The organism is Streptomyces sp. CB01249 (assembly GCF_001905735.1).
Taxonomy (GTDB): Bacteria; Actinomycetota; Actinomycetes; order Streptomycetales; family Streptomycetaceae; genus Streptomyces.
Genome location: NZ_LISW01000002.1, coordinates 683,200 through 696,843, shown reverse-complemented (window position 1 = coordinate 696,843; position 13,644 = coordinate 683,200). Strand labels below are relative to the sequence as shown.

Sequence of the window (13,644 nt, the reverse complement as noted above, 5' to 3'; positions counted from 1 at the left end):
TCGTGCTACGGCAGGAGTGTCAGCGCAGGGACGTGGGCGGGCTTGACGACGCTGAAGTGCCGCCGGTCGAGGGTGACCACCCGGTCCACGCCGAAGCGCTCGGCCACCGCGATGACCGAGGCGTCGACCCCGCCGAGCTGGAAGTCGGCGTACTGGAGGACTAGCTCACCCATACGTGTCAGGTCCGAACGCACCGCCTGGCGAATCGGCCGACCGGCAGCACAGCGGGCACGTGTTCACCACCGCGCAGGGCAGATCGGTCGACCGGACCAACCTCACCCGCGCCTTCACCACGCTCCTCCGCAAGGTCGGCCTCCGCCGCATCCGCTTCACTGTCTCCGCCACTCGACCGCCGCGCTGCTCCTGGAACAGGGCGTCGAACTCGTCGTCATCAAGGAACTCCTCGGCCACGCCCACATCGGCGTCACCGCTGGCGTCTACGCCCACGTCCGACTCCGCCTCCAACGCCAAGCCATCGACACCCTCGGCAACGCCCTCGCTGCCCAGGACGACGACCCTGACGACCCGCCCGCAGCAGCCGTCGTCCGCTGACGTTGCCGTCACCGTTGCCGTCAGACGCCCAAGAAGCCCCGCCGGAACGAAATCCGGCGGGGCTTCTTACGCTCCGAGAGGGGTCGATTCACCGCTATGCCAAGACGAAAGGCGTCACACAGAGATGAGAACTTATCGTGCCGTCCGACTTGCCGGACAGATCCCCTCCGTCAGAGGCTGTGGATCACCACGACTCATCGCCCGTCAGAACGATGATTACCTCATCAGGCTCATCGGTTCCGTCTCCGTAGATGTCGACCCGACTATCTACATTCGGAACGGGAATCAGCAGTCTCACCGATTCATTCGGATCCGAAATTTCGAGGGACGCCTTGGGGAGAGTCAGATTCCCTGAGTACACAAGGACCTTTCCACTCGGCTGGTAAGGACCCTGCACACATTGGACTGACACCGGACCACTGGCGGCTTGCTGCACCGCGATGAACAAGGAGTCCGGACCACCGTGCACTACATCAGCAGCCGCGTCCCAGCCTGCATGGTTGTCCACACTCTCAGGCGCGGCAGCAACAACCAGACCGTGGGCGAATCTTGTCGTGCACGAGGCGAAGAGCATCATTAAATCCACCTACAATCATGGTTTCCACACCGGGAAGTCATAGTACTCCTTGAGTAGCGTGCGCACGATCCCGCCCTGCTGTTTGGAACATGCCTTGCAGTGCGGATACAGAGTCCACGGACCGTTGGGCGCGAGCTTATTCGGCGGATTGTGGTCACCAGTCCAGTGACCGTCTTTGTATCCCGATTCGGTCGCCCCGCATGAAGCGCAGCCATTTCGGTCACCGAACTCGTTCATCATCCGCTGCTCGTGAGCCAGGACAGTGTCACCGCGTTCAGCGGTCACTCCTTCGGCTTTCTGGCCCTTTATTGCCGGCCCAAGAGTCACATTGCAGAGCGAACCTTCGTTGACGTTGTGCACGAGTACTGGCGTCTCACCCGCCAGCACATAGTACGTGTGCAAGTCGCTGACAGTAAGGTTGTGGACCGTGGCTGCCCGGGTCCAGCGATCGAGGCCGTCAATCTGCACCAGCCCGCCGGTACTCGTGCTGAGTTGCTCACCTACCTTGAGGTCCGTAGCGGCGATCCAGGCGTGCAGTTCGGGTACCCAGAATGGGTGGCCGTCCGTGGCGGTGACGGAAGCCGCGTCGTCGCCCTTGTCGCCGTCCGTGTCGATCGTGACCTTGACCAGGTGCTTGAGGCCCTGGCCCTTGATCTCGGCCGTGACCTCTCGGGCCTTTGTCTCTCCTGATTCAGGGTCCGTCGCGAGAACCTTGTCACCAATCTTGACCTTTTCGATCGTTTTTGTGGTTCCGTCTGCCATCAAAACTTCGGTGCCTGGCACGAAACTGTTGCAGCTGCTCCTCATCAGCTTGCTGGCGAGTTTCGACTTGCTGAGCCAGTTCTTGACTCCGCTGATCAGCTTGTCGCCGAGGTTCCAGAGGCGCTTGCCAAGCTCCGCCGCCTTCTTCCACTTCCAGGGCACGCCGTACTTCTTGGCGAGCTTGCCGACGATCCCGCCGACCGCGCTGGAGATGATGTTGACCGCGGTCGCGCCGCACGCGCCGAGTGCGCCCGTCGTGAAGCAGTCCAGGGCGTCTGTGATGCCCAGTTCGTCAGCGGCGATCTTGGCCAGTTCCTTGGCCGCGGCTATCGCGCGCTGCTTGGCGATGTCCGCGTCCGTCTGAGCCTGGCGGGCCTTGTAATCCGACGGCGTCTCGGTGGGCGCCTGTACCCCGTAGTAGGTGTAGTACTGCCCTGTGGGCTTGACATCCCAGCCGCCGTTGCCGGTCGGCTTGCAGGTGACGCCGACCAAGGCGCAGTCGTCCGGCGCCAGCCCGCCCGGGTCCGAGAACGTGACCGGGTTGTTGAGGCTGTACGCGTAGCCGTTGATCTGCTGCGGGTCGGTGTAGTCGATGATCGGGTCGGCGGAGATGAACCGGCCCGTCGAGTCGTCGTACTCCCGCGCTCCGAGGGTCGTGAGGCCCGTGACCTTCTGGACCGTGCCGCCCACGAAGCCCTTGTCGTCGACCCAGTCCGTCGCGGACCCCTCGCGTTCCGCTCCGAAGGGGTCCATGCGGCGGCGCTGGGTAGCGCCAGTGGCCGCGTTCACTGCGAGCTGCGCCGTGCCGTGGTGGTCGGAAGCGAGGAAGGTGACGCCGCCGTTGTCCCTGACCGCCACCGTCTGACCGGCGAGACTGTAGTAACGCGCGCCCGTCACCGCACCCGTGGACTTCTTCAGGTGCAGCTCCATGCCGGGCAGGTAGAACGTCGTCTCCTCGGCCGTCTTGCTGAGCAGTCGGTCGCCTGACGCGTCGTAGACGTAGTCCGTGGTGGCGCCGTCCGCGTTGGTGACCTTGGTCAGCTCACCCTGCTTGTCCCAGGTCAGCTTCTGTGTGTCGCCGTTGAGAACGCGCTGCTCGGTGTTGCCGGTCACGTCATAGGAGTACGTGTTGGCCAGCTTGACCGCGGGAGTGCTCGACGTGGCCGTGGTGTCCACGACCTCGGTGGTGAGCTGGTGGGGGCCCTCCCCGTTCTCGCCGTACGCGTACGACTTCGTCGACGTGGCCGCGCCGTTCAGACCGTGGTCGGTTGCCGACGTCCGGTTGCCCAGCGTGTCGAATCCGTACGTGGACCAGTAGGGCGCAGTCCCGCCCACGGTCGCGGCCGAGGGCGCCGACGCGCAGGCCGTCTCCGTCGCTCCGGTGCCCACCGCCTTGTTCGGGGTGGCATTCGACGTCCAGGCGTCCGTCATCTGCCGCAGGCCGTCGTACCGGAAGCACTGCACGTCCCGGGTGCCGCCGTCGGGTGCGTCGGTGATGGACCGGACGTTACCGCCGTCGTCGTAGGTGTAACGGGCGTCGTACGCCACCGAGGCGGCGCCCTGTACGTCGACCCGGGCGTTGATGAGACGTGAGGTGCCCTGCTCGTAGGAGTAGGACAGCCAGGTCTTCTTGGCGCCCGTCTCGCCGGTGGTCAGCTCCAGCTGCTCCAGCTTGTTCGTGGGCGAGTACGCCACCCCGGAGACGTAGCTCATTCCGCCGAGCGAGGTGTTCATCGCTACCGGACGCTGGAGGCCGTCGTACTGGTAGGACAGGGCCTCCGCGGGCAGACCGCCTGCGGCCGGGAAGTTCTGCCCGGCGACCGTGCCGTCCTTGTTGTACTGGGTGTCGAACTGGTAGGTGCCGCCCAGTTCGGGTTCGGCGGTCTTGGACAGGTAGTACTTGGTGGTGGTCGGTTCGAGGTCGTCGTCCAGCGCCGGATAGGTCACCGACGACAGGACGGCGCCGTCCTTGTACGTGTACGTGCCGTACAGCTCGCCCTTGGCCACCGTGTCGTACTTGGAGACGGACAGCTTGGTACCGGTGCCGGCCGCTCCCTGCCACGTTTCGGTGGTGCGGCCGATCTTGTCGTACACCGTCGTCGTGGTGTTGGAGCGGGAATCAGTGGTGGAGACGAGCCGGTCGAGGTCGTCGTACTCGTAGGTCGAGGACCCCGTGTCCGGGTCGGTCGCGGTGTGCTTACGGCCGCGCTGGTCGTATGTGTACGACCAGGTGTTGCCCTTGTTGTCGGTGACCTTGGACAGCTGTCCGGCCGGGGTGTAGGCGTACTTGGTCGAGACGTAGTCGTTCGCCGTCCCCGGGAGGAGCGGCTTGTCGCCCTTGTACTGGCGCAGTTCGACCGTGTGGTCCCGGGCGTCCGAGATGGCCGTGGTCGGAATCTGACCGTTCGGCGGGTCTGTGTGGACCCTGTCGCCGCCGTACGTGAGGGTGGTGCGGCTCTTCTCGATGCCCGCGACCTTCAGAACGGTCGCGGTGGTCCGGCCGGCACCGTCGAACTCGGTCACCGTCTGTGCGTCGATGTCCTCGTTGCGCGGGACGAACAGAGTGGCCGCAGGAGCGCCGGCGGCGTAGTAGGTGTCGTTCGTCTTCACCACACGGCCGGAGCCGTCGTAGTAGGTGTCCGCCAGCAGGCGTCCGCCGCCCTGCGCCTCCGTCTGGACCTGGCGGGGCCGGAGCAGGCCGTCGTACAGGGTGTACTCGTGGCCGTAAGACGCGCCGTCCTTCTCGATCTTCTGCGTGTGCAGGTAGTTCGGTCCAGTCTTCCGGATGCCGTAGTCGTACTTGATGCTGGGAGTGAAGCTCGCCTTGGGCCGGTCGGGCATCCACACCGAGACGACGCGGCCGAGACCGTCGTACGCCAGGTCGGTGCGCTTGCCGTTCATGTCGGTCTGCGCGGAGAGCGTGCCCCACTCGGGCGCGTACTCGGTGGTCGTGGACCAGCCGAGCACGTTCGTCTCGGTCTTGGACACGGCCAGGCCGTAGGCGTTGTCCGTGTACGCCGTGGTGGTGGGTGTCTTCGCCGCGTCCGTGACAACCAGCGGGCGGCCGTACTGGTCGAACGTGGAGGTGGACACTTCCTGATACGTGCCGGTGGTGCCGTTGTGCGAGGCCAGCCGCTTCACCAGCGTCGGCTCACCCTTGGACGGCGCCGCACCGCGTGTGGTCGAACCGTCGTAGTACGTCAGCTCGTCGGAGACGACGACCTTGGACCGGTCCGGGGCGGTCGTGCTGCAGTCGACGGCCAGGGTCTCGACGCGTGAGACATAGCTGTAAAGGTGCTTGGAGGCGTTGTCCGCGTACTCCGTGCGGGTGCACTGGTTGTCCGCTACGTCCAGCTCGCCGTAATCAGCGACCTGAACCGGCCGGCCCTTGTCGTCGTACGACGTGGTGGAGGCCGTTTGCCCCCAGCCCCCGCCCTCCAGCGCCTCGTAGGTGTCGGAACGGCCCTCGCGCACGAACCGGGCGTAGGAGGTGCCCCAGTCCTTGACGCGGGTCGCGGTGGTCTTCGTCCAAGGCGTGTTGACCGACTTGGAGACGATCTCGTCGCCGTTGTAGGTCGTCGTCTCGAGCTCTGTACCGGACTTCCAGTCGGAGTCGTCGTAGGAGGTGCCGTTGCTGTCCTTCACGCTGACGGAACGGGTGCCGCCGCCCGGTTGGGCGTCGCCGTCGAGTCCGCGGAAGAAGACGTGCTCGGTCTTCGTGTTGGACGGTTTGATGCTGCCGTCGGAGGTTTCGACCAAGACCTTGCCGTACCCGCGCCAGTCGCTCCACGTCAGTCTGTCGGTTTTGGAGAGACCGTCGGGCTTGGCCTTCCGCCAGCCCGCGTCACCGAGGTAGGTGTACGTCGTCATCTGGTCGGGGCTCTCCCCCACCAGGTCACCCTCGATCACCGACGTGACCACGTACTTGTTGAACCAGTCCGTGATCGGGTCCTTGACACCCGGCGGGTTCCACTTGACCGGGTAGCAACGCACCGTCGACTCGCCCACCTTGGGCAAGGTGGTGGATGTGCATTCCGGCTCGGAGTAGTTGGCGGACAGCGCGCTGCCCGACTCGCTCGCGACGCCGGCCAGCCGGAACCGGTTGAACTCCTGGATGTTGTCGTTCGGGACATCGACGCGGTTGGGGAGTTGGATGCCCTGGAGCTCGACCGAGGGCACCGACTTGTCGTCGCCCACCAGTCCGGTGTGGTCGATGTTCTTCAGCCAGAGTGACTTCGACCCGTCGCCGTTGTCCACGTACGAGTGGCCGAGCTTCCACCGGTCGACGTCCTCGTAGGTGGTCGCGCCGTTCCGGATCTGGGTGGTGATCTCGGTGAGCTGCTTACGCGTCCAGAAGGTGGGCGAGTTCTGGCCGGCGCACTTGGTGTCCGCCTTGCAGTTCCGGTCCCACGGCACGTCGGGCCAGTCGGCCGCTGTGTCGTCCTTCAGCGCGCCGGGCGAGCAGTCGGTGAGATCCCCGACGCAGCGCTCGTCGGTGGTGAACACCACGCGCGCGGCGGGCTTGGTCGAGTAGGTCTTGTCCTCGCGCTGCCCGTAGTCGATGCGCTTGAGGTACCCGCCACGGACGTATGCCTTGCCGTTTTCCGTGGTCTTCAGGCCCTGGGTGTAGTAGTTGAGCTCCTTGCCGTAGAAGTACGACATGGTGTCGCCGTGGGGGTCTACCACGTAGTCGAGGTTCCAACGCCACGCCTGGTTGCAGAACGCGGTGTCGAAGGTGGACTTGTAGCAGGGCTCTCCGGAGTCGTCGCCGTAGACCGGGACGGTCCAGGCGGAGTTCGTGGCCTCGTTGCCGGATTCGTACCCGGGGAGCTGGTTGCGGCCGAAGAAGTACTGGGTGCCGTTGTTGGACGTGAGCTTCCAGTACTCGCCGTCGTTGTCACCGTTGGTTGTTCCGGTGATCTTCTCGACCTTGGAGAAGTCGTCGGAGGAGACATGCCACTCGCCGGTGGTGTCGTCCTTGATCAGCTCACCCGAGGCGCCGCCGGGCAGCGAGAGAGTGGCGTTGTCGAAGCCCCAGCACTGGTCGCCGATCGTGTCGTCGTGGCCGTCGTCTGCGCAGGCTTTGTACCGGCGCTCGATGAAGCCGGGCTCGTAACTGAAGCCCTCACCGATCCATGAGCCCTGGTTGTTCGTGGCGGCGGTCTGCCCGTCAACGGACTGGGAGCTGTAGGCGAGGTTGACTTCCGGAGCAAGACCACCGGGCACGGGCGGCGCGGTGATGGGGTATGACCAGTTGAAGGCGCCGGAGGAGTTGGAGACGCTCCACTGGGAGGACGCCTTCAGCGAGGTGGCTCCGAAGTCGCCCTGGCTTCCTGCCGCTTCTGCGGTCGCGGCCAGCACGGTGACGCCGGATCCGGACGCCGCCGTCGTGGCGGGCGACGCGGCGGAGACCTTCGCGCTCAGCGTCGTGCTGTCCGTGTCGTTGCGGGTGGCCAGTGGCGTCGCCGTGGCGCATCCCGGCCGGTCGGGCGTGGTGAGGACGCACTCCGGGTACGTCACCAGGCGCAGGCGCGCTCCGTAGTTGCCGCCGTACGCCTCCGCGAAGTCACCGTAGTCGAGGGACACCTCGACCGGTCCGTTCTTGGCTCCGCCGTCAGTGCGGGCCACGGTCATCAGCGGCCCGTCGACACCGGCGGCCGATGCCTTCTTGCGGTCGAGAACGGCCAGCCGGACGGACCGGGGGCTCACGGTGCCCGTGGCCGCGACCTTCAGCGGCAGCCCCTCGGCCTGAGTGCCCTTGGAGCCCTTGGCCGCCACGACCACGTCGTCGGCCGACGCTTGGGGCCACCGGGTGACTGCTGCCTTCGTCACAGCGGCGCGTGCGGCCTGGTCGGCACGCTTCTGCTTCCGGGTTACACCGTTTCTGCCCTCGGCGGGGTCGTCCAGATTGGTCTGGGTATCGGGCCTGGTCACGCCGTCGGCCGCTGCCTGCGGTGCGTATTGGGGCAGCAAGCCGATGGACAGCGCCACAGTCGCTGTCAGTACGACCTTGCGTACCCAACGTGTTGGTATGCGGAAATGGGATCTTCCAAAAGGTGATGCGCGCATGAGAACTCCGTCTGGAGATGGGATCGGTGCTCTGAGGACAGGCTCGGCCGGGGCCGGACCACGTGGTCCGGCCCCGGCCGAGCGCGGGCGATCAGGACAGCGTCGCCTCGACGCTCGTGTCGTCGGGAAGGACCATGACGGTCGCGACGAGACTGGCGTCGAGCGCGCCCTGGAACAGACGGACCTCATCGATCGCGCCGGAGAGGAAGGCGTCGGCCGTGGTGCCGGTTAGCCGGCGGCCCACCTGGAGCGAGGTGGTGGTGAAGTCCCAGCTGTTGGTCCAGGGCACGCGTGCGCTTTCGACGCCGTTGACGTACAACACGACGTCTCCGAAGACAGCCGAGTACACGAGGGCGAGGTGGTCACCCTTGCCGCTGCTGCTGGGCAGGAAGCCCGTCGCCTTGACGGTGGTGCTCGTGGCGGTCGCCGAGTCCGCGTCGGTGGCTGTCAGAATCCATCGGCTGTCGGCGGCCGAGTACCCCACCGTGATGGCATTGCCGTGGGTCCCGTTGAGCGCCATGACCGTCTGGTCCTTCGTGGGCGACACGGAGGACAGTCGGGCGCGGGCGGTCAGGGTGAAGCTGTCCTGCTTCGAGAGCAGCCCGGCGGACCGTGTCGCATAGGCGTCGGTGCCGTTCAGCAGCAGGTGGCCGTCGCCCCACATCGGCTCTTCCGGTGCGGTCTCCACGCAGTCCGGGTCTGTCTCCGGGTCACAACCCGGAGCAGGTTCGTAGATGGACGCGCCGCCGCCGAGCGTGAGGCCGGTGCCGCCGTACGCCTCGGGCGCGGCCCCCGCCGGAGCGGTGTCGACATCCCAGTAGGCGAGCTGCTGGGCCACAATGCCGCCCAGCTCCGCGCTCTCGGGGCCGGTGACGACTCGGTCGTGGACCTGGACGTCGGCGATGCCGCCCTTGAGGTGGGCGGTGTAGCCGTCGAGGGCCAGCCGGCGTCCGATCTGAAGGTTTCCGGCGGCGTTCCACGGCGTGGTCCGCTTCGCGGTGGTTGTGACCGCCGTGCCGTCCACGTAGAGGCGCATGATGCCTGTTACGCCGTCGTAGGAGCCGATGAGGTGCGTCCATGCGTCCGGCACCACCTTGCCTCCGGTGACCTGCCAGCTGCCCAGCGACTCCATGTCGTTGAACGGCATACGGAAGACCCAGGCGCGGGTGTCGCTGTCGTAGCCCAGATCGAAGCCCGGCAGGCCGGTGCCGTCCTGGCTGATCACGGTCTCGTCGTGGTCCGGAATCTCCGGCAGCCGCACCCAGGCGCTGACCGAGAGGCCGGCGTCCGTGTTCACGATGTGCTGACCGGCGTCGAGGTAGGCGTTCTCGGTGCCGTCGAGTGCGGCGTACGTGTCGGCCGCGCCGAGCGGTCCGGGCTTGGCGCCGAAGGTGACTCCGGGGCCAGGTGCGGCAGCCGGGGACGAGCCGGTGCCGGCTGCCGAGGTGGCACCCTTGACGTCACCGAGAGTCCAGCCGCCCACCGGGGCGCGTCCACGGTCGACAAGGAAGGTGTACCCCATCGACGTCTTCTGGGCGTTGCCCGCCGCGTCGACGGCCTTGGCCTCGACGCTCCACGTCCCCTCGCTGGGAGGCATGAACTTCACCGTCGCGGGGCCGCCTGGCGTGGCCGTCGCGACCGTGGACCAGTTACCTCCCTTGAAACGGTACGTGTACTTCGCCACGTCGTTCGACGGGGAGTCGAAGGTGAAGCTGCCGTAGTCTCCGACGCCCGCGTGCCATGCCCCGTCATCGGGGTACCGCGCGGACGTGATCACCGGCGCCTTGGGGGCGGTGGCGTCGTAAATGAACTCACACCGGTACGCTTCGTCACCTGCCGAGCTCCACGGGCCCCACGCGGTTCCGTCCGAGCCCCGCACCTCCCAGCCGATGGCTACGTTGGACGGGATGCTGAAGCCCGCGTCGGAATCCGTGCTGAGGTCCGAGCCGACTGTGTACTTGAACGCGGCGGAGCCCGTCTGTCCCGTACCGGTCGTTGCTTTGAAGGCCGTGGTGGCGTAGTGGTCGACCTGCGTCGAGCCGTTCTTCCAGAACACGTGGAACTGCGCCTTCAGGCGCTCGGACTGGCCGGCGATGTCGTTGTGGTCGTAGTCCTTGATGGTGGCGTTGACGACGGGGGCTTCGGACACGTAGTGCTCGTCCGCGTGACCGTACTCGCACTTGCCTCCGGGTGACATGGTGAGATCTGTCATGGCGGGGGCCAGCGGCGGCCGGTTGTAGGTGACTTCGAGCTGGGCGTTTCCGCAGAACCTCTTCCAGTACGAATACTTGCCCTCGTCCCCGGCGCGCAGACGGAAGGTCGTGGTGTCCCAGCCCTTGTCAGCAGCCAGCTGAACGGTGGACTTGGCGTCGAACCGAACGTTCTGGTTGTCCTTGGTGCAAGAACCTGCGGGGTTTGTCGGCGACTTGCTGTCCACGTCCGCTTGCCAGGAAGGCTGGTTGCTCCAGTTGGTGGAGGATTTTATGGCGCTCGCGCCAGTCGAGTTGACCCTGCTGAGCAAAACGCTCTTGGCGTCGCTGCTGTACGTGTGGACCATCGTCACGGCGAACTCCGCCTTGATGATGTCCTTGCCCTCGAAGGATGCGGTGGGGATGGCGAAGAACTGCCGCTTGGTGTCGCTGGAACTGGCGCACAGGTACGACACATCGGCCGGGCAACGGCCCACACCCTCGTGGTCGTCGAACTTCCAGAATTCGGTGGACGCGTAGTGCGACGAAACCATGGTCCAGGCGCTTCGACTGGCTGTCTTCACCACAGGGTCGATGTAGACCGGATACACCGTGTCCTCACCGGTAAGCAGTCCGTTGTCGGGCGTCAGGGTCAGCTCGTCCCGGCCGACCTCGACGTCCACGTCGGCGACACGGGTGCCGTCCGGCGGAGTCACCGCAAGTTCGCCGTTGTTGGGCTCCACGGCCGTCGGCGACGGATCACCCGGTTCGGGGTCGTCACCTGCCGTGCTGTCCCACATCAAGGGCGCGGGGGCTTCGAACACGGTCCCTCCGGCCGTGTCCGTCGCGGTCAGGCCACCGTCCTCGGACTCCTTCAGGTCGACCGAGGTGGCGCTGACCGGCAGCTGCAACCGGGCCAGATCCGGGTTGTCCGCAGCCTCCGCGTCCTTGACGACGATGAGGTGTGAGAATCCTTCGGCGCTGGCGGTCACCTGCAGGTCTACGCCCGGCATCACCTCGGGGTAAGTCGCTGTCGAACCTTCGACCGTCGGCTCGGGCAGTTTGTCCGGCCAGTCCAGCGACAGCGCCCGGCCGTCCTTCTGGATCGTGCCGAACGTGGTCGTTCCGCCGCCGGAGAAGGACATGGCGGTCACGGCGGCCTTCGGCGCGTACGAGCCGTCCTTCTGCCGTACGAGTGTGGTGTCGATGTCCGTCCACTCGCCGTTCTTACGGGCGCGCACGGGCTGGACGGCCGTCGTGGTGGTGAAGGTGCCGTCCGGATTGGCCACGGTGGAACTGCGCTCGTCTCGCAGACTCAGTACCTCGACCGGTTCGTCGGATGCCACCGCTGCTTCCTGGGCCGCTTCCGTTCCGGCAGCGGTGCGCTCCTCGGAGGGCACCGCTGAGGCCGACGAAAGGCCGCCCGACAGGGGCGTGATGCCGATTCCGGCCGCCAGAAGCGCCGTCAGTGTGACGGCAACGAGAGGGCGTCGGCCGCGCCCGCGTCTCGTGATGGTGTTGCTCTTCACTTGGTCGTCCGCTCTCTCTCGCTCCTGTGGCTCTGCCGTCGTTCGCGTTCCACGCCGGTCATCCGACGGTCGCGAAGGCAGTGCCGATGTCCGAGAGGCCGCCGGCGCCTGGCTGGAAGGTCTTGGTGCCGACGTTCGACGTGCCGTCGATGTCGGTCCACGGCATCGTGTAGAGCACACCCTTGGAGGTCGCGGGGTCCTTGCTGTAGGGGATGCCTATGTACAGGACGCTTGTGCCGGAGCGGAGCGCGATGCCGGTGAAGTCACGGGCGTGAGGGGTGCCGGGCAGCACTCCGGAGCCCCGCTTGATGATCTTGTCCGTACTTCCCGGGTCGGTGTCGAGGGGCTTGAACACGTGCACCACTCCGGCGTCCGCGAGCCCGTCCACGTCGCGCCCGGGGACGCCCACGGCGAGTCGGATGGTGGACGTGCTGGTCACCACGCTGGTGTCGGTGTTTGTGATGGCTACCCGTTGTCCGAAGGAGTCTCCCGCGCCGGGCTCGCCTTCCACGTTCGCGATACCGGCGTCCAGCGCCTTGATCTCGGTGAACGTGCCCGAGGGTTCGATGCGCACCACCGTGGTGCTGCCCGCGCCGGGAACGGTTCCGATCGCTTCGCCCGGGGTGCCGATGGCGAGCAGGGCATCCGTGTTGTAGGTCTGGTTCGACGGGCGGTAGTTGGTCATCGACAGCGCGGCCCCGAAGCGGTCACCGGGCTCGATGGCGCCGGTGAGTCCTTCGCCCTGGTCGATCCATGTGAGCGGGGTGGGCATGCCGTCCTTGAGTGTGTGGCTGAAGACGGTGACTCCGCCAGCGGCCGCGGCATTTTCCAGGGTCTCCCCCGGTTCTCCGACGGCGAAGTAGCGGTTGGTCCCCGCCAGCGCGGCTCCGAACTGATCGCCGCTCTCGACGTCACCGAAGACTCCCGGGCTGTCCTGGGTGATCGCGCCTCTTGTGTTGCCCTCCGCATAGCTGACGGAACCGGCGTCAGGAACGCTGACGCCATCGACCAGAACATCTTCACCGGGGGACCCGACGACGAGATACGGCTCGCCGGAGGCAGCGGTACCGGCCTGCAGCGCGTAGCCGAACAGGTCACCGGCCTCGTTCGCTCCCGGCCCGAACGAGGCCTGGCCGTAGAGAGTGGCCGGATCGCCGGCGCCGAGACCTGCGGGCGAACCGTAGATGATGTGGATGATGCCGGCGTCCCTCATGACCTCGGCACCCGAGCCGAGGTCTTCGTTCGGAGTGCCGACGACGAGATCGGTACAACCGTCACCGTTGAAGTCGGACCAAGCTATGGCTGATCCGAAGCGGTCACCCTGCTCGGGCGCCACGGATCCCATGTTCGGCGACGCCTGCGAAATCTCCGCAGCGGGCACGTCTCCCGCGTAGATGACCCGGATCAGTCCGGCTTCCTTGACTCCGGACACCGTCGCCTGCGGGTCCGTGACTACGTTGTCGATCAGCCCGTCACCGTTGTAGTCCGAGCCGACACCCGCGCACGCCGCAGCGGCAGCCGGCACGGCATCCGCGAACACCAAGCCCGAGGCTGCTACGAGCAATCCAGCCGCAGCGACGATTCCGGGCATGCGGAATTTCAGTTTCACAACCCCACCCCTATGAGAGAAACCTGCGCGCCAACACCCCCCGGTGCCTCATTCCTCCGCGCACAGCAGAGCGAATCAAATACTGCACTTCCTGCGCATGTCAATGTATGGCCGGATCGCCTCGTGACAGGCCGGCAACAACAGTCGATCAAGCGCACGCGGGCTAGAGGCAAAGCCGACCTTCGACTTCTTCACCTCCATACTTTCTGGTTACACACAGTAGTTTTGATCTTTCCCGCCGAAAGAAAGTCCCCTGACTGAAAGATGATGGATAGCTGGACCGGCAACGCATCAAAACCGGACCGTGAGGCGATCACCAGGAATCCATAACTCTTCGCAAACCAAGAACAGTTGTAG

Annotated in this window: 4 protein-coding genes and 1 pseudogene; 1 reads left to right on the top strand and 4 read right to left on the bottom strand. The window is 66.0% G+C overall.

Annotated elements, in window-relative coordinates; genetic code table 11:
* Positions 1-5: 5 nt before the first annotated feature.
* Positions 6-173, bottom strand: coding sequence for a hypothetical protein (locus tag AMK18_RS11630; RefSeq protein WP_198956980.1), 168 nt, complete (start codon positions 171-173; stop codon positions 6-8).
* 44 nt (positions 174-217) lie between these two features.
* Here AMK18_RS11630 and AMK18_RS11625 point away from each other — a divergent pair.
* Positions 218-552 (top strand): annotated as a pseudogene (locus AMK18_RS11625) (tyrosine-type recombinase/integrase); the annotation flags it as partial.
* 592 nt (positions 553-1,144) lie between these two features.
* On the opposite strand, the gene AMK18_RS11620 reads toward AMK18_RS11625, so the two are convergent.
* The 3 genes from AMK18_RS11620 to AMK18_RS11610 all read right to left on the bottom strand — a co-directional run bounded on the left by AMK18_RS11620 (position 1,145) and on the right by AMK18_RS11610 (position 13,287).
* Positions 1,145-7,960, bottom strand: coding sequence for a polymorphic toxin-type HINT domain-containing protein (locus AMK18_RS11620; RefSeq protein ID WP_079199269.1), 6,816 nt, complete (start codon positions 7,958-7,960; stop codon positions 1,145-1,147).
* A gap of 91 nt (positions 7,961-8,051) precedes the next feature.
* Positions 8,052-11,495, bottom strand: coding sequence for a LamG-like jellyroll fold domain-containing protein (locus tag AMK18_RS11615; RefSeq protein WP_241836544.1), 3,444 nt, complete (start codon positions 11,493-11,495; stop codon positions 8,052-8,054).
* Between the two features lie 241 nt (positions 11,496-11,736).
* The gene (locus tag AMK18_RS11610) at positions 11,737-13,287 is read right to left on the bottom strand and encodes an FG-GAP repeat protein (RefSeq protein WP_241836543.1); all 1,551 of its coding nucleotides are present in this window, start codon (positions 13,285-13,287) and stop codon (positions 11,737-11,739) included.
* Positions 13,288-13,644: the final 357 nt, after the last annotated feature.

What these genes read in the sequence shown, in the direction of transcription:
- AMK18_RS11630 (WP_198956980.1), bottom strand. Translation starts at nt 173, where the DNA reads ATGGGTGAGCTAGTCCTCCAGTACGCCGACTTCCAGCTCGGCGGGGTC.
- AMK18_RS11620 (WP_079199269.1), bottom strand. Translation starts at nt 7,960, where the DNA reads ATGCGCGCATCACCTTTTGGAAGATCCCATTTCCGCATACCAACACGT.